The following is an 18089-nucleotide window of genomic DNA, read 5'->3' as shown; positions in this document are numbered from 1 at the left end:
CCGCACATATCCTGACAACCCGTCCTGTTTGCGCCGAAAAACCCATCACAGCCCCCAACTCTTTGCACGATAATCCAGTACGACAGGCTACCAGACAAATCCGGCCCCTATGAAATCGGACCGGTTTTCAAGCCCTGCCGCTTGCCGTCGTTGATCCCTGCGGGCCCGAAGTAACGATAGCCTTGTCGATCCTGCGGATCCTGCCCGGGCTGAAACTGCCCGCCCGCAGATTGCCCTCGATATCCTCCAGCGACAAACCGGCCGTTTCCGGCACAAAGCGATAGACGAAGACAAAGGACAGGAAATTGATTCCGGCATAAATCCACATCGTTGCGCCAATACCAACGGATTGCACCAGAGTGAGTGCCGTTCCGGTCACGAGCAGATTACTGCCCCAGAGCATCGCCGCATGCAGCGCCGTCGCCGGGCCGCGCATACCAAGCGGAAACAACTCTGCCCCCAGCAGCCAGCCACAGATCTGGATACCGCCCGAATTGAACATCATGAAAAGCAGGAGGAAAGCCACAGTGGCAAGCGCGCCAAACCCCTGATGACTGCCCGACATGAACGAAATGCCAAGCCCGATCAGACTGATGACCGAGCCCGGAATCATGATCAGCATCAGACGACGACGCCCGACGCGATCGACCAGAAAACACCCAGCCAGGGTGACAATGGCATAAACGAAAGCCACCCCGACGCTGGCCAGAAGGGCCGCATTTTTTCCAAACCCGGCATCGGACAGGAAAGTGGGAGAATAATAGATCATCATCTCCAGCCCGCCACATTGCGTGAAGAAGGCCACCCCCAGAGCAGCGATCAGCGCGGGGCGTGCCCATGGCTGCGCCAACCCGGCCCAGCCGGAATTTTCGGGGTTGATTGACTGACGGATACGCTCGATCTGGGTAAGCTCCTGATGAATATCGAGCTTCGTATGTCGCACCCGTTCAAGAATACGCGCGGCCGCCGTCAGGCCCCGCTTTTCGGCAATCCAGCGCGGGCTGGCCGGCATGAACAGCATGACCATAAAGACCAGACCCGCCGGGATGGAAGCGACCGACACCATGCGACGCCATGACCAGACATCGTGGTAATAATATCCAACGATATTCGCCAGAACGATCCCGACCCCGATCGCCACATTGAAGGTGGTGACCAGCGTGCCGCGATAACGGCTTGGCGATAATTCGGAAATATACATGGGCACAACCTGTGTGGAGCCGCCTACCGCGATACCCAGCAGGAAACGTGCGGCAAGAAGGCTGCCGATACTCGGGGCCATCGAGCACAAAATCGCCCCCAGGGCGAACAAGAATAACACGACAAGGACGGTTTTCTTGCGGCCCAGATGCTCCGATGACCAGCTCGTGACCAGCGCCCCCACGACTGCGCCAGCAAGTATGGAGGCCGTCACGATTTCCTGCTGCGTGTGCGACAGCCCGAATTCACGCGTCATGAGCAAAAGCGCCCCGGAAATCACACCGGTATCATAGCCGTAAAGCCCACCGCATACTGCGGCGGCAAAAGAGGCTACCGCGAGAATGAGCCATGCGGACCGCCCCGGTGAGGTCTGCTCGACAATCGCCTCGATGCCAGCACGATCGGTATCACCCATGCCGGGTTGCCTCTGCGTTTTCATTCTTTTTCCCCTTCTTCAGGGCGCGCACCATCCTTCATGCCCAAGCCTGGCAACGATGGGGGTCGTTACCGGCTCGACAGCATGGGCGCAGCCCGCCGCATGGCGCAGGCCCTATCGGCCCGCACACACGAAGCATGTCGTTTCAGTGTTCCGGAAAAATCAGATCGGACTGAACGCTGACAGGGAGGCACACAAGCCCCCCCATGCGCTCAGGAAGGCGCGATGAACGATCGCGCCTCAGCTCATCCAGTTGCCGCCGTCGATATTATAGGTTTGCGAGACGATATAATCGGCATCCTTCGAGGCCAGAAACACCGCAAGCCCCCCGATCTCGTCAGGACGCGCCATACGCCCGAACGGTACCGATGCGCCAACGATCCGCTTCTTTTCACCAAGAGGCAGGTTCTCGTACTGGGCGAAGCGGCGGTCCACATCATCCCAGTGCTCGTTATCGACCACACCCGGTGCAATGGCATTGACGTTGATACCGTATTTGATGAGATCGAGCCCGGTGCTCTGGGTGAGAGAAATCACGGCTGCCTTCGAGGCGCAGTAGATCGCGACCAATGGCTCACCGCGACGCCCGGCCTGCGAGGCGAAATTGATGATCTTGCCGCCATGACCCTGCGCGATCATCTGGCGTGCGACCGCCTGAAGCGTGAAAAGCAGCCCTTCGACATTGACGGCGAACACGCGCTGATAGCTTTCACGCGTGATTTCGACCGTCGGAGCGAGATCGAACAGACCGGCATTATTGACCAGAATATCGATACGGCCATAACGCGCGATAATGGCCGCCAGCGCGGCATCGATGGAGTCCTGTCGGGTTACATCGAGTGCAACGCCAAGATGATCGGCACCGAGTTCGGCAGCGGCGCTGACCGCACCTGCCTCGTTCAGGTCACCGATAACAACGTGCGCACCTTCGCGTGCATAGCGCTCGGCAAGAGCGCGGCCGATACCGCGTGCGGCACCCGTAATGAGCGCAACACGATCCTGCAATGGCTTGCCCTGAGGGGCGGTGGTGGCATTCATGTCGTGATTCCTATGGTCATCGGATGATGACGGATGGGTCAGTTGAGTCAGGTAAAGTCAGACAGGTCGGACTGGCCTAGCGTGGGGGCCTTGTTTCTCTGGGTCCCCGCACCAGGCACACGATTCAAAGCGTCTCGTAACGTTCGAGCACGTCGCGAACCGACTGGATCAGAAGAGCCCGAGGCTCGGCGGCAAGCGCACCCGATTTCACGCGCTCGAAAAGCCGGGGCAGATACTGGCTGATCATGGTTTCAGGAATGGACACCTGTTCCAGCGACTGGATCAGCGCTGTCACGGCCTGTTCGGCGGCCGGTTCGGGCCAGTAATAGCGAATACGGTCGCTATAGCTGAAATGGCGCAGGATACGCTGCTCCATCGCATCGCCATGATAATGGCTCTGCCAGTTGGCAGGCGCATCGAGCATGGTCTTTTCCATCGTCCCGACCAGCGACACTGCCTGTGGGTCGATGAAGCTACGTATGGCGTCGAGCCCGTAAAGCGTTTCACGCAGGGCAAAGCTCAGCTCCGGCCCAACCTTCAGAATACAGAACCCGTCCTGTTTCAGTCGTGCCAGCGCCGTGCCCGGCTGATAGTCGGTTGAATGTGCCTCGAAAACCAGACCCGGCAGACGAGCTAATGTGGCAACAAGCGCGCTGGCCTGCTCGGGCTGATAAATGACCACATCTTCATGGCCAAACTCCACACCGGGCTGCACCACGATGCCAATCACGCGCGACCAGGCCGCCGGCACCGCCTCGCGGAAGGCGTTTTCATGTACCTGATAGGTCGCACGAACTGCGTCCGGTGTGGTGGGCGTAACGTGGTCGAGGGCTTCGGTCGCCCCGCCCGGGGTGGGAATTTCCGTACCGATCACATAGACGGACCGCCCCGGTGCGACGGATTCGGCTCGCTTGGCCAGCATCACGGCCCGCTCTGCCACAATGGCATCAGGCAGATGCTCGGCCTCACCCTTGCAACCCATGCTGGCGTCGAGATGCAGCTTGGTAAATCCTGCCTCGGCAAAAGCCGCAATCATGTCCGAGGCTTTTTGCAGGGCCTGTGCTGCCGGAAGCGACTTCCACGGATTGGGACCGAGATGATCCCCGCCCAGAATGATCTGCTCACGTGCAAAGCCCAGCCGATCGGCGATACCGTATACGTAATCGCGAAAATCGACGGGCTTCATGCCGGTATAACCGCCATCCTGATTGACCTGATTGCAGGTCGCCTCAATCAGCACAGCCTTGCCGTGCGATGCCGCATGAAGAAGGGCGGCCTCAATGACAAGGGGATGGGCCGAGCATACCGAGGTGACAGCTGTCTTGTCGCCCTGGTCAAAACGCGCCCGCAATGTCGAGATGAGCGAACCGGTCATGCTTTTTCTCCCGTGTTCTGGCCTGCAATGAGCTGATCGAGCGCCGCGAAATCGGACGTACCTTCCATCGGGCCAAAAAACGAAACAGCCCTCGCCCCGGAGGCACAGGCATAGCGCAGCGAGTCTTCGCGCGTCTTGCCGAGCAGGCGGCATGTGACATAGGTCGCGCCAAAGCAGTCGCCCGCGCCTGTGGGGTCAATTTCCTGCGCCGGGAACGGCGCACCATGGACGGTCTTGTCGGCACAAAAGCAGGTCGCGCCCTCACTGCCCTGTTTGAGCACGATTTCAGAAACGCCCATGTCGAGAATCTCGGCAATGGCGGCCTCCTGCGTCGTGCTACTGCTGAACAGGAGCAGTTCGGGACCGCTTGGCAGGAAGATGTCGCATTCCTGAAGCATCAATTGCAGGGCTGCCCGCATATCGGGGATGTCGAGCATCTCCTTGCGGATATTCGGGTCGAATGAAACGGTTCCACCCTGCGCCTTGACCTGATGCACAGCGGTCGTCACGGCATCGATGATCGGAAAGGAAAACAGTGAGGACCCCATCACATGGACATGGGTCGCGCGCTTGAGCAGTCCACGCGCTGCCTCGTGAAGGCCCGTTTGCGAGCAGGCAGACTGGCGGATGTTATAGACGAAATCGCGACTGCCATCGGGCCGGTAGCGCACAAACGCACTGCCTGTTGCAAAACTGTCCACGCTGAGTATGGCAGAAACATCCACACCATCACGCCTCAGGCGCTCGATATTGAGCGTGCCGAAATCATCACGCCCGACCGCCGAGACGATACCGCACTCCACGCCCAGACGAGCGACCTGATCAATGAAGATCGCCGGTGCGCCCGAAGGGTAAGGCCCCTTGAGAGCCATCGGTTCGAGAAAACCAGTACCCTGGGTCTCGGCCATGATCTCGACCACAATCTCACCGATTGTGATGATGCAACGCGGCGCGTCCGGGGACTGGTCCATCAGAAAACTGGATGCCATGATCGGTTATCCATCGCAGGGGAAAACAGAAGGTAAGAAAAAGGGCCCAGTGGGGTGCTCAGCCGGAGGGTGCGGTGTCATCTGCAAAAACAGACCAGTCCTCGCATAGCACCGCGCCATCGGGCGGTGTGCCCCCATGCAGAACCGACATGGTTTTGCGCCAGTCCAGAACATGACCATCCTCATCGGCCCGATCGAGACGGTCAGTCAGCAAAAAGACCTGCCGCGCCCGGATGATGGCACTCTCCAGACAGCTGCCTGTCTGATCGAGACAGGTGAAACCCCGCTTGCTGATCTGAGCTGCCGAAATGACCGCGAGATCCAGATCATAGAAAGACAAGGCATGATCAGCAGCGGGGCTGATCAGCGGGTATCCCAGCCGGTCATACTCGCCACCCAGCAACGAGACCGCCGCATCGCTGGTCCGGCTCGCCATATGGTAGGTTTCGAAGCTGTTGACGACGAAACGCAGGTTTTCGGCTGTCGCATAGACCGGCACGAAAGAAGCGGCCTGCGTGTTGTCCAGAAAAACGCACTGCCCTGGCTTGAGCCTGAAGGCGACAGCACGTGCCAGAGCTCGGGCCTCATACAGGGTGGGCCCCTCATCCAGAGGCGCATCGACAGCATAATCGTGAGCCGGCTGGGCACCGCCATTTGTTCTGATGACGAGATTCTGACTTTGCAGATAGGCAAGGTCTGACCTTATCGTCACCATGGAGACGTCGAACTGACTCGCCAGCGCCTCGGTCCGTATGAATCCGGCGCGCCTTACGGTATCGACAATTCCCAGACGGCGTTTGAGAGTTGCGCTGTTAACGCCCATCGACATGGTCAAGAATCTTTCAAAACGAAAACCTATCTTTCGTTTTGTAAGTTATCATCTTTTGCTTGTCAGCAGCTAAGACAGGCCATCACAGGGTTGTGTCAGGATATGCACATTGGTCCGTTATCATCGGGTCAGCCGCCGAGCCGGAAACCACCCTATCGCCCTGCGCCTCGAACCCTCAGAAGACCCTTGATTGCCGCATGCTGTAAAAGCAGGATCGTCTTGGCATCCAGAATACGTCCGTCATCGATCATGCGCAGGGCTTCAGGGAACGCGACTTCCATCACGTCGATTTCCTCGCCCTCTCCCTCCAGGCCGCCGCCCGGCCCGATCCGCATCCCGGGCCTGTAAACCCCGGTGAAGAAATGGATGCGCTCGGTCACCGATCCGGGGCTCATATAATAGCACCCTATGGGGGTTATCGCACCAATCTCGACCCCCATTTCCTCACCAACCTCACGGCGCATGGCGGTGGCCGGGTCATCCTGATCGAGCAGGCCGCCGCAAACCTCAATCAGATCCTCACGATGCCCTGTGACATACGCTGGAAATCGGAACTGTCGGGTCAGCAGGACCACCTGCCTCTCGTCATCGTAAAGCAGAATCGCGGCCCCATCGCCACGATCATACGTCTCTCGTGTAAAGACCTGAGTCGTGCCGTTCCTGCGTCGATAGCTCAGCGTGTGACGTGTCAAAACGCCCCAGTCATTGGCCAGAAGCCGGGTCGAGAGGATCGTGATACGGTCATCTGGACATTTGCCGGGCGCAGCCTCGTCACCAAAGCGAACAGACTTGTCAGAAGGCGTTCCTGTCATGGCGATCAATCCCTCTGCCCGACTCTGCGTGTCACAGCCTGCGCCCGCAAGCTCACATTCCCTACCCTGCCCGGGATCGGACCTCCGGGCGAGAACAACCTTCGCACACCCTGCCTCGCATAGGGAACTCGGGGCTGCATGACATGGATGGGAAGCAAGTCTGACGCGGCATATCGAGGGCCGGTTGGCCGTATCGCGGCGATGGAAAGGCTCAGACCGTCTCGCGCGTCGAGCCGGGATGACCGGCCCCCGGTGGCATAACGGTCGCGACAGCACCGGGTGTCATGACGCCGGGTGCTGCACCATCGGCAACAGGTTTGCGGCTGCGTACCAGCCAGTAGCAGATACCGAGAGACAGGACCGAGGCCGACAGCGCCAGAACCCCCATGACGTCCACCGCGCTCAGGTCGAGCACGATGAATTTGCGCACGGTCGCCATCATGCCGATCAGCAATACGGAACGCATCCTGACCAGGCTGTGCGACGGTGTATCCGGTGCAACGAGAATGGAATGTTTGAACTCCAGCGCAATCAGCACTGTAAAGCAAAGGCCAAACAGCGATTGCAGGACAGCCGGGTTGGATGGAACCAGCGTTGCCGAGCGCACCATCTCGAAAACAGCATAGACGACATGCACCAGCCCAAGCGTCGCCACGGCCATGACGCAGAGCGTGAGAATCAGCATGGCGCATTCCTCGAACAGATCGAAGAGCGTAGAGACCTTGAAGAAACCGGGGATACTTTTGATCATGGGCTGTCGATAATATCTTGGTGAGGAGTAAGCCCTCACTCTTACCAGAGCCGCAAAGACACAGCACCCGCAGAATGGTTGTCTTTTCGTAATATCGCCCACGTGATACGCAAATAATATCTGCAACATAAACATGATAGACTTTATTTATTAATATCATAATATAGAAAATATATATTTATACATCAAAATCATAATAATGGCTTTTTCCTTCCTTTGGACAAACCTTACAGAGCCGTCATTCTCGAGGCCTCCAGCCTTACGCGTTGCACGGTTCCGGCCTGGGACAATCGCTTCGGAGGAGGGCATCCGGCGCCACTCTGAAGCATAACAGGCACGACCTGCATTTCCCTCCATATGTCCGGGGCGTTTTCTCCCTCTTGCCAAAGAAGGGTGTTGCGGTGGAAATCGCTCACCATGCGCAAACTCGACCCCTTTCTGCTCAGCCTCATCGCCGCCATCGTGCTGGCCACCTTCCTCCCTTGCTCGGGGCCTGTAGCGGTCATCCTATCGAAACTGACCACATTGCTCATCGCCCTGATGTTCTTTCTGCAGGGCGCAAGACTCAAACCCGAGGCCGTGCTGGAAAGCGTACGTGACTGGCGGCTTCAGGGCAGCGTGATGTCCTGCACGTTTCTGCTCTTTCCCCTGCTGGGCCTTGTGCTTCATGGCCTCATGCCGGGTCTGCTCAAGCCCGATATGTGGCATGGGGTGCTTTTTCTTTGCTGCCTGCCCTCAACCGTGCAAAGCTCGATTGCGCTGACCTCTATCGCCAGGGGCAATGTGCCTGCCTCGATCTGCGCTGCTACGCTGTCGAACCTGCTCGGTATCGTGGCCACGCCTGTTCTGGTCGGGCTGATCGTGCAGAAAGGCAATATCTGGTCGGCCCATGCCATTGTGGATATCGCAACCCAGCTCCTGCTGCCCTTCGGCATCGGGCAGTTGCTGCACAAGCGCCTTGGGGCCTGGGCGCACCGCAACAAGAAACTGCTCTCGCTCAGCGATCGCGGCTCCATCGTGCTCGTGGTCTATACGGCGTTCAGCCATGCCGTGATGGAAGGGATCTGGCATCGCGTATCGCTTCCTGACCTTGCCTTGACCGCCGGGCTCGATATCGTGCTTCTGGGGCTGGTTCTGTTCCTGTCGCGCCTGATGGGCCGTGCTCTTGGCTTTTCGGAAGAAAGCAGCATCTCGCTCATGCTCTGCGGCTCGAAGAAGTCGCTCGCCACCGGTGTGCCGATGGCCAATATCCTGTTTCCGATGTCCGTGGTCGGCACAGTGGTGCTGCCACTCATGATGTATCACCAGATCCAGCTTTTCGTGTGCACGTTGCTGGCTCGACGCCTGGCCTCACGCCCGGAGGCGTAACGCACAGACACCAGGCGCAAGGCTGTAGCGGCGCTTCCCATCCGGGCGCCGTCGTCACCCGCACGCCTTTCCTTACCGCTCTTTCATGGGAAACGCTGGCGACATCAGGGGTTAACCCTCTCATGCGCCGGTTTTGCGACATCACGGCAACGTGATAGCAAAACGCCCCGTCGTTTCGAGTGAAGAAGGAAAGCCTGTGATCAAGCAAGACTATGTGCACTCCATGTCGAGACTTCTCGCATGGTTCGACTGGCTCCCGCCATCAGTGGCGTCAACACTTCTGCTGGTTGCCGCCGCGCTCATTGCCCTGCTTTTCAGTCGCCTGATTACCGAGGCGCTGCCGCGTCTGCCGGGTTTGCGTCGCATCGCCTTCATTCACGAGACAATCGCCAGGCTGCAAAACCATGTGCGCCTGCTGCTGATGATCGTGGCGGCCTCTGCGGCCCTGCCGGCCACGACGGGTTTTGCCCCCACCACCATCCAGTTTCTGGCGCATTTCTTCGCTTTTGCCGTGATCATCACCATCGGTTTCGGGCTGATCAAGGCGTTTCGCTTCGGCACTGACAAATATCTCGATCGCATCGCCAACCGCGAGCATGTGGATGATATCACGGTCCGCTCGCATCAAACCCAGATCCGCATCCTGCGCCGCCTGATCGAGATTACCTGCGGGGTGATCACCGTGGGTGCCGCGCTCATGGTGTTCGAATCCGTGCGTCAGTATGGCGTGTCGCTGTTCGCCTCGGCGGGTGCCGCCTCGCTAGTCGTCGGTCTCTCGGCCCGTCCTGCCCTGTCCAACCTCATTGCAGGCATCCAGATTGCCATCACCCAGCCCATACGCATGGAGGATATGCTGATCCTCAATGGTGACTGGGCCTATGTGGAAGAGATCAACGCGACCTATGTGGTGCTGCGTACATGGGATCGCCGACGCTATATTGTCCCGATTGCCTATTTCCTTGAGAACCCGTTCCAGAACTGGACGCACAGCTCTCCTTCACTCATCGGCTCACTGTTTCTGTGGCTCGATTATCAGACGCCGGTCGATGAGGTCCGTCGCCTCTTTCACGAAGAGCTTGAGAAATCACCCGACTGGGACCGCGACATGAGTTCGGTTGGCTGTCAGGTGGCTGACAGCAATGCGCAGGTGATCTCCATCCGCCTCATTGCGGGAGCTGTTGACGCCAATGGCATGTGGAATCTCTGCTGCGACCTGCGCGAGCGCATGCTCAAGCGCCTGCGTGAGGAACTCCCGCAAGCCCTGCCACGTGGCCGGACGGCTATCGTGCCCGGCGCACCTGCGGAACCTGCCTGGCCTGACTCGCTAGTATCACCCCCGGTCAACCGGCCCGGTCCGGGCGGCGTCATGAGCAGTGGCCAGTATAACGGGCCCGATATCCAGACACGCCGCTGACCCTGACCGCTGCGACACCGGTTGACGTCGAACAGGATCAGACACGCGTTCCGTAAGGATCAGCGCTTCATCAGCGGCGGTGATCATCGCGCCACAAGCCCCGACAAAGGCTCGTCGGCGCGCCCTTGGGATAAATCCTCCGTGAGGCCAACATGCCTCACCAGCGGTTTCCCAGCATAACACGCCCCCCTCACGGGGCCCGGCGTGAAAAATGATGGTTTTCAATCAGTTTTTCACCATGCCGCGACAGACGTTCTGCCTAGGGTCTCGCAGTCGAACCCGACGCTGACACAAGCCTCTCGCCTGCGTATGCAAGGGAGCAAGCAGCCAGAGCGGGTTTGTCCTGAAGGAGGAGCCCAAAGGTGAAACTGGTTCTTGACCCCTATATGCAGCGCCATCTCTCTTTGCCCGATATCGCCCGTGCGACGGCGGGATACGGATTTGATGGCATCGAGCTCTCGCCCCGTGCCGATTTTCTGGACTGGTGGGTGATGCCGCGCGCCACATCCCAACGCATACGCGACTTCAAAAAAGCGCTGCGCGATAACGGGACCGAGCTCACCACGCTTCAGCCCATGTATCGCTGGTCCAGCCCGATCGAGGAAGAACGTCAGGCCGCCATGCGCTACTGGCGCCGCGCCATCGAGATTGCCTCGGAAATGGAATGCAGGATCATGGTGTCCGAGTTCGGTCGCGGCACCTCGCCCGAACGCGCAGCCGGCCTGCCTCCTGGTGTCGCCACGCCCGAAACCTGCGAGGCCGCTTTCTGGCGCTCGATGGATGATCTGGTGCCCCTGCTGGAGCGCTCTGGCATCACGCTCTCTCTCGAACCGCATCCGGAAGACTGGGTCGAAACCTTCCATCCGGCCATCGATATCATCCGCAATATCGGCTCGGACGCAGTCAGGATGTCCTATATCGTGCCGCACACCTTCTTTTACGGTGAGGATATGGCGGCCATGCTGCGTGAGGCAGCCGATATTCTGGTGCATATCCGGGTGGCCGATACATTCGACCATCGCAAATCGTCAGAGCTGCGCTACATCGTCAACCCGCCGGGCGCAAAGGTGCGGGTGCACCAGCATCTCGATATCGGGCAGGGTGAAATCGACTGGGCCACGTTCTTCAACACGCTGGCCGAAATCCGTTTTGACGGCGTTCTCTCCTCCTGCGTGTTTGCCTGGGAAGACAGGGCAGAGGACTCCACGCGCTTCATGCTCAGCACCATGCGCAAGGAACTGACTCAACGCGGCATGATGTGACGATGCACACCCCCGGCGCGGCTTACCCCAGTACCGCGCCGGATGTCAGATGTCTTTCGGCAGGCGCTGCACGCGAGAGCGCAGAAGTTGTTCCTCGAAATCAAGCTCCTGCTGTAGATCCCATTCCGTCTGGTCGTTGATTCCCCGTTCGATAAACAGCCGGTGCAGGGTCTGGCGCTGGGCCCGCAGCAGCAGCAGACGGGTCGCGAGCTCCAGCCTCTCCCGGCGCATTGACAGGCTGCGACTCATGAGTGAAGCCTGTGGCGCCTCATCAATCTGGCTCAGACGGTTCTGATAAGTCTGCTCCAGCCGGTCCAGCACATCAATCCTGAGCGCGTTATCGGCTGGCTCCGCCTGGCTGTCCTGTGTGCAACGTGTCTTTTCATCATGCAGAAGGGTGACAGCCGTATGGAGCAGGGCCTGACGGGCCGTATTCTCCTCTGCCGCATGGCGCTCCATGCCGCGCTTGGGCAGAAACAGGATGCAAAGCGGCATGAGTAGCCCGGCACCGACCAGCGAGATCACAATGACTCCAGCCGCAATGGTGATCAGCAGGTCACGTGAGGGAAACGCCCCCATGTCACTCCCGAGCGCAGGCAATGACAATACCGCCGCCAGTGTCACGGCCCCGCGTACCCCCGCAAAGGTGAGCAGTACGGAACCCAGAAAATCGGGCCAGACAAACGGCGTATGGCTCCATCGGGCCACGAGCCAGCGGCGCAGGATGGAGCACCAGATACCGATGAAACGCAGCACGGTCATGATCAGATAGATCGCGCCGATCAGGGCCAGCAATTGCAGGATGGAAACCTGCCGCTCATGCGCCATCTGCACCCCACCCCGCATGAGCGCCGGCAATTGCAGCCCGAGCAGCAGGAAGATGAGCGCATTGAAAATGTAATTGACCATACCCCAGACCGTGGTGGCCTGAAGCCGCGTGGCGGTATTGGTCTCCTCGATCATGCCCATCATCTTGATGACCATGCACGCCGCAACAGAAGCCAGAATACCGGAGCAATGCACCCGCTCGGCCACGATATAGGTCACGAAAGGCAGCAGGATCATGAGCGTGATCTGCAAGGGCGGGTCATCGAAGCCACGTCGTAGCAGAATCCGGTTGAGGCGCGCCGAGACATAGGCAATGACCGCCCCGATCGCGAGGCCGCCAAACGCCACGAGCAGGAATGAATCGAAAGCCTGACGATAGGAGAATTCCCCCGTCATGGCGGCCGCCGTGGCGAAGCGGAAACAGACCAGTCCGGAAGCATCATTGAACAGCGCCTCACCCGAAAGCACATGGATCATTCGCTCTGGCACATGCTTTCCCGCCAGCAGGCTCGACACCGCCACTGTGTCGGTAGGTGAGAGCGCGGCAGCAAGCGCAAAACAGCAGGGCAGATCGAGCGTCGGGATCAGCCAGTGAATGGCGTAGCCACAGCAAATGGTGCTGAATACAACCAGCCCGAAGGCCAGAAAGAAGATCGTGCCGCGCAATTCATGGAATTCGCGCAATGGCATACGAAACGCATCGGCAAAAAGCAGTGGCGGCAGAAAGACCAGCATGAAGAGGTCAGGGCGCAGGCCGATCCTGACGCCCAGAAGGGCTGCTGCCACACCCAGAACGATCTGGATGAGCGGCAGGGGAATACGGTTTCTCAGCGCTTTGGCCAGCAGACTGCTTGCCGCAGCGAACAGGAGAAGAAGCAGGATATTATCGGCAGGAATCATGACTGAGGCGATGTCCGGGTGTCCCGCCGCACGGCATGCAGCGCTTCCTTCTTTCCGACGGCGCGCAACGCACATGAATGCGCTATAATGCGGTCATGAGCTCGTTCCGCTTTCTGCACGCCGCCGATCTTCATCTCGATAGCCCACTTCGCGGGCTTGAACGTCATGACGGTTTGTCCATGGAGCGCATACGCGATGCCTCGCGACGAGCACTCGACAACATGGTGGAGATCGCCATCTCCCATGACGTGGCGTTCGTCGTCATTGCGGGGGACCTGTATGACGGCAACTGGAAAACAATCAGCACAGGACGCTACATGGCCCAGGCGCTGGGCCGGCTTATCCGGCACGGCATTCGCGTCTTTCTGCTTCAGGGCAATCATGATGCCGCCTCGATCCTGACGCGCGATCTGCCATTGCAACAGGGGATCGACCGTTTTCCCTCGCGCAAACCGGGCAGTTTTCTCATCGATTCCCTTGGCGTCGCCCTGCATGGCCAGAGCTTTGCCGATCGCCATGTTCCGCATGACATGACCCCCGCCTATCCCGCACCGCTGGAGGGATATTTCAATATCGGGGTTCTGCATACGTCACTTTCAGGTCATGGCGAGCACGAGACCTATGCCCCCTGCACGCCAGACGGGCTGCGTGCCAAAGCCTATGATTACTGGGCGCTGGGCCATGTCCATGAGCGCATGATTCTCGATAACGGCACGCCCATCGTCTATCCCGGCGTGCTTCAGGGGCGTCACATACGCGAAACAGGCGAGAAAGGCGTCGTGCTCGTCACGGTCGAGAATCACCGTGTGACCTCGATCGATCCAGTCCCCTGCGATGTGGTGCGCTGGGTCGAAACGCGCTTCGACTGCGCCAATCTCACCCATGAGCCTGATCTGCATCAGCATCTCGGGGCCCTGTTTCAGGATATTGCCCGCGCTCATCCTGATCATCTTTGCGTGCTGCGTCTCGTCCTGTGCGGCCAGACCGCTTTGCATGACACGCTCAGGCGTCAGGGGGCGTCGCTACGCGAAACAATCCAGCATCTTGCGGCCATGAGTGGCGGCGAAATCGAGCTGGAAAAACTCGTTCTGGACACAGTCCCGCTCATGGCACCGGGTTCAGGTGCCTCCGATGGCGTCCTGGCGGATGACAGCGCCCTTTTTGCCCTGATCCATCGTGCCACGCAGGACGCGGCACTTCTGGACGATATCAGCCGCGATCTTGATCTGTGCCTCAAGACGCTGAATCTCGGTGAGATCGCGCCCGATTCCCTGCTCGATCATATCGAGCGGCGCGACTGGGCCGCGATCCTGCCGGGGCTGGAAAATGCGCTTTGTGAGAAGCTCTCCGGCCATTCGGGGAACGAGGCCTCCCATGAGGCGGAATACGATCCCAAGGGCCTCTCCACCTTGCGTGGCGGTACGCAGGGAGAGACGCCATGAGAATCGCGCAGCTTGATCTGATCCGCTATGGCCGCTTTGCCGACCGCCACTACGATTTCACGGCGTCTCAAACCGATCTGCACGTGCTATACGGGGCGAATGAGGCAGGAAAATCCACGACGCTTCAGGCGATAGGCGATCTGCTTTTCGGCTTTCCGCACAACAAGGCACAGGACTGGCGTTTCGATGCTGCCCAGCTGCGCATCGGTGGTGTGATGGAGCATGAGGGGCATTCTTTCGGCGCGATCCGCAAGCGTGGCACCAAGCAGACCCTTCTGGCCCCCGATGGCCTGACACCGCTTGATGAAAACGGGCTCATCCGTTGTCTCGGCGGCGTGGACCGTGCAGCTTTCGAGCGCCAGTGGAGCCTCGATCATCAGCGCCTGCGCCTTGGTGGCGATGCCATGGCACGTTTTGAGGATGATCTGGGCCAGCAGCTTCTGGCCGCTGGGTTCGGGCTTGAGAACGTCCAGTCTGTGCTCGACCAGCTTGACGCTGAATCCGGTGCTCTGTGGAAGAAGAACGGACGCGGCACACGGCTCAATGCCCTGCGTACGCGCCTGACCGATGCCCGCACTCGCCTGACTGCCGCAGAAAAGGACAGCCAGCGCTGGACTGCGCTCAACCGCGAATCTGATGAGGTGACGGCGTCACTTGGCCAGATCCAGGCCCTGCTGCGCGAGACTCTGGCCGAGCGCAGTGGGCTCGAGCGCCTGACCCGGCTGCGAGGCGACCTTGAACGACATGCTGCCCTGACAGCCTCGCTGGAAGCTGAACCACCCCCGGTTTTCTCGCCAGACGATCACACCCTGTTTGACGAACAATTGGGGCGTCTCGTCGCTGCGCAGCAAAAAGCCGACCGGCTGGCGGAGCTGCGCGAAAGCCTTATCTCCATGCGGGCGGCCTGCACCCCCGATCTCGCCCTTCTGTCCCACGAAGCGACAATCGACGCGCTGGAAAGGCAGGAGCGCGACCTTGCCCCGGCAAGACGTCGCTGGCCCGAGCAGGAGCAGAAACTGGCCGATCTCGATTTCTCACTGCGTCGCGAAGGGCTGCGCGGAGAATACGAGGAAATTCTTCCGGCCCTTCCCACACCTGAATACCTCGCAAGGCTACGCCCCCTCGCCCTGCGTCACGACATGCTGATCCAGCGCGAGGCCGAAACCCGTACGGCGCATCTCGCCGCCGAGGAGCGCCTCGCTTTGGCAAAATCGCGCGCCGGCGCGGAGGAAACACGCCCGCTTTCCTCGCTGCTGATCGCCTTGCAGCAGGCTGAAAGACGCGATGGCATCGATGCCGAACTGGCCAGCCTTGATCGCGAGAAACAGGCTGCAGAGACCTCCCTCGCCCAGTCATGGCGCGACCTCGCCCCCTGGCAGGGCACGATCGACGCGCTGCAGGGCATGGCTATCCCTGATGCCCCCTCACTGGAAGCCCAGAGCCTCCTGTGGCGTGATTTGCAGAGCCGCGATGCTGCTCTGGGTGAAGCGCTCGACACTGTCGGTCATGCTCTGGCGCGACAAAATCTCGCCAGAACCCATCTGGAGCAACGGCAGATCGTCTCGCTCGGCGCTCTGAAAGAAGCGAGGGCCCAGCGCGACGCCCTGTTCGAGGCCTTCGCCCATGATTCCCGTGACAGATCAGCACGGAGCGCCTTCATCGAGGCACGCGACCATGCCGATCATCTGGCCGACAAACGCTTCGATGAGGCCGAGGAATCGGCAAAGCTCACCCAGATCGAACAGGAAATCGAGCGTCTTTCCCTCGATCGTGCGCATCTCGTCACCCAGCGCGATGCCCTTGGGGCGGAAACCGAAAAGACGACCGCATCCTGGCATGAAGAATGTGCAAATCGCGCCCTGCCAGCACTTGAGCCGGAACGTTTGCGCGGCTGGCTGGCCCTGCGTGCCACGGCACTCAGGAACCATGACGCCGTGCAGCAGGTGATCATGCGCCGGACCGAACGCGCCGCCCAACACAGCGCTGCGCTCGACATCCTGCGCAATGTCCTGCCTGACATGCCAGACTTCACCCTTGTCAGCGATGCGCTGGTCTGGGCTCAGGCGCGCCGCCAGACATGGCAGCAGGAAGCCGATCGTCTGGCCCGCATCCGGACCGATATCGAGCAGGAACAGCGCAGCCTGGAGAGCGAACTCAGAAAAGCCCAAGCCCTGCACGACGAACAGGCCGCGCTGAAAGAGGAATGGTCATTGCAGGCCGGTACCGACAGCAGCACAACGGCAATCATCCCGCTGCAATCGGCAGAAGCCATCGACCGGCTTTCGGGCCTGCACGGTGCTGCAAGCGAAGCCGCCCGACTGCATCAGACCCTGAAGGCCCAGAAAGACGCTGATAACGCGCTCGGCAGCGCCATTGCCGCCTTCGCCAAAAATCTGGCGGGGCATGAGGCCCTCAGCCATCTCGATAGCGCAGCCTGTCTTGACCGTCTTGCCTCCCTGCTGCGCACTGCCCGGACGGATCGTGACAAGGCTGCTGCTCATGATGCCGATCTGGCACGAAACCTTACAGCCCTGAACGAGGCACAGAACGCCTGCGACGTGCTACGACAGGCCTTCCTCGCCTTCGCCCGCAGGATGCCGGATCACGAACCCGCAACAGCGAGCGTGGATGCGGCCATGATCGAAAAGCTTCGCGTGCGGATCACGCATGAAAAAGCCCGGCAGGCAGCGCTGGATGAAAAAACAGCCCTTGAGCGCCGTATCGCTCTGGAGCGCGATGCCCCCGGTCTCGATCAGCTTCAGGAACAGGCCAGAACCCTGACGCCCGATTTCGTAAGCCTTCGCCTCTCTGAACTCAGGAGTGACTATGAGGCCATCGAGCGCCGCCGTGAGGAGAACCTCAAACGTCAGGGTGAAATCGCCAATGACATGCGCCAGATCGAGCAGGCTCATAATGCCCGTGATGCCGCCCTGGATATCGAGACCTGCCGCACCGAAATGGCCAATGCCGCCGAGGCCTGGGCCAGCGCGCGTATCCAGTCGATGATCCTGAGCCATGTGGCGCGCCTTCAGCGCGACGAGAACACCAACCCCCTGTTGAAATCGGCAGAGTCCATATTTGCCGCGCTGACTTGCGGGCGATATCGCAGGCTTACCATCGCCGAGGATGGCAAGGCGCCTGAACTGGCTGCGATGCTGGAAGATGAAAAACTGATCCGCCCCGGTGCCATGAGCGAAGGCACACGCGACCAGCTCTTTCTGAGCCTGCGCCTCGCGGCCCTCGATCAGGCGCAGGCGCGTGGCATCACCCTGCCTTTCATAGCCGATGACCTGTTCATCACCTTCGATGAGGCCCGTGCCGAGGCCGGTTTCAGAACGCTCGCCGCGCAATCGCAGCGCAACCAGATCCTGTTCCTGACCCATCACGCCCATCTGGCTGACATGGCCGCCTCATTTGGCGCGACACGACACAGCGTATAGTCTTG

The 18089-nt window shown here is 59.9% G+C and carries 13 protein-coding genes; 5 read left to right on the top strand and 8 right to left on the bottom strand.

What is annotated here, in order from left to right:
* Window positions 1-127: 127 nt before the first annotated feature.
* From ED655_RS14555 to ED655_RS14525, 7 genes are all read right to left on the bottom strand, one after another.
* Complete coding sequence (locus tag ED655_RS14555) at window positions 128-1639, bottom strand: sugar porter family MFS transporter (protein WP_240993698.1); 1512 nt, start codon at window positions 1637-1639, stop codon at window positions 128-130.
* Window positions 1640-1876: 237 nt separating this feature from the next.
* On the bottom strand, window positions 1877-2674 hold the full coding sequence (locus tag ED655_RS14550) for an L-iditol 2-dehydrogenase (protein WP_122050794.1): 798 nt from the start codon (window positions 2672-2674) through the stop codon (window positions 1877-1879).
* Between the two features lie 124 nt (window positions 2675-2798).
* Window positions 2799-4049: a D-tagatose-bisphosphate aldolase, class II, non-catalytic subunit gene (locus ED655_RS14545; protein WP_122050792.1), complete on the bottom strand. Its 1251-nt coding sequence runs from the start codon at window positions 4047-4049 to the stop codon at window positions 2799-2801.
* Entirely contained in the window at window positions 4046-5038 is a 993-nt protein-coding gene (locus tag ED655_RS14540; RefSeq protein WP_240993697.1) for a tagatose kinase, read from the bottom strand. Before ED655_RS14540 ends, ED655_RS14545 begins: the two co-directional genes overlap by 4 nt.
* A 58-nt stretch (window positions 5039-5096) precedes the next feature.
* Window positions 5097-5867 (bottom strand): DeoR/GlpR family DNA-binding transcription regulator, encoded by a 771-nt coding sequence (locus ED655_RS14535; RefSeq protein ID WP_122050789.1) that lies wholly within the window; start codon window positions 5865-5867, stop codon window positions 5097-5099.
* A gap of 152 nt (window positions 5868-6019) precedes the next feature.
* Window positions 6020-6679 (bottom strand): NUDIX domain-containing protein, encoded by a 660-nt coding sequence (locus tag ED655_RS14530; protein WP_122050788.1) that lies wholly within the window; start codon window positions 6677-6679, stop codon window positions 6020-6022.
* Between the two features lie 211 nt (window positions 6680-6890).
* Window positions 6891-7430 carry a phosphate-starvation-inducible PsiE family protein gene (locus tag ED655_RS14525; protein WP_122050787.1) on the bottom strand — a complete coding sequence of 180 codons (540 nt, stop codon included), beginning with the start codon at window positions 7428-7430 and terminating at the stop codon, window positions 6891-6893.
* Between the two features lie 417 nt (window positions 7431-7847).
* On the opposite strand from ED655_RS14525, the gene ED655_RS14515 reads away from it, so the two are divergent.
* The 3 genes from ED655_RS14515 to ED655_RS14505 all read left to right on the top strand — a co-directional run bounded on the left by ED655_RS14515 (window position 7848) and on the right by ED655_RS14505 (window position 11474).
* Window positions 7848-8798, top strand: a complete 951-nt coding sequence (locus tag ED655_RS14515; protein WP_122050785.1) for a bile acid:sodium symporter family protein — start codon at window positions 7848-7850, stop codon at window positions 8796-8798.
* A gap of 223 nt (window positions 8799-9021) precedes the next feature.
* Window positions 9022-10212, top strand: coding sequence for a mechanosensitive ion channel family protein (locus tag ED655_RS14510; RefSeq protein ID WP_122050784.1), 1191 nt, complete (start codon window positions 9022-9024; stop codon window positions 10210-10212).
* Between the two features lie 362 nt (window positions 10213-10574).
* A complete protein-coding gene (locus ED655_RS14505; protein WP_122050783.1) occupies window positions 10575-11474 on the top strand; it encodes a sugar phosphate isomerase/epimerase family protein in 900 nt (299 codons plus the stop codon).
* A 45-nt stretch (window positions 11475-11519) separates the two neighbouring features.
* Here the strand turns inward: ED655_RS14505 and ED655_RS14500 are convergent, their stop codons facing one another.
* Complete coding sequence (locus ED655_RS14500; RefSeq protein ID WP_122050883.1) at window positions 11520-13202, bottom strand: Na+/H+ antiporter; 1683 nt, start codon at window positions 13200-13202, stop codon at window positions 11520-11522.
* A gap of 95 nt (window positions 13203-13297) precedes the next feature.
* Between ED655_RS14500 and ED655_RS14495 the strand changes: the two genes are divergently transcribed.
* Together ED655_RS14495 and ED655_RS14490 are read left to right on the top strand one after the other, a co-directional pair.
* Entirely contained in the window at window positions 13298-14644 is a 1347-nt protein-coding gene (locus ED655_RS14495) for a metallophosphoesterase family protein (RefSeq protein ID WP_162993549.1), read from the top strand.
* Window positions 14641-18084: a YhaN family protein gene (locus ED655_RS14490; protein WP_122050781.1), complete on the top strand. Its 3444-nt coding sequence runs from the start codon at window positions 14641-14643 to the stop codon at window positions 18082-18084. Before ED655_RS14495 ends, ED655_RS14490 begins: the two co-directional genes overlap by 4 nt.
* The last annotated feature ends 5 nt before the right edge of the window (window positions 18085-18089 follow it).

The organism is Asaia bogorensis (assembly GCF_900465345.1).
In the GTDB taxonomy this organism is placed as follows: domain Bacteria; phylum Pseudomonadota; class Alphaproteobacteria; order Acetobacterales; family Acetobacteraceae; genus Asaia; species Asaia bogorensis_A.
The sequence above is the reverse complement of the archived record's forward strand: the minus strand, read 5'-3'. Positions and strand labels throughout refer to the sequence as shown.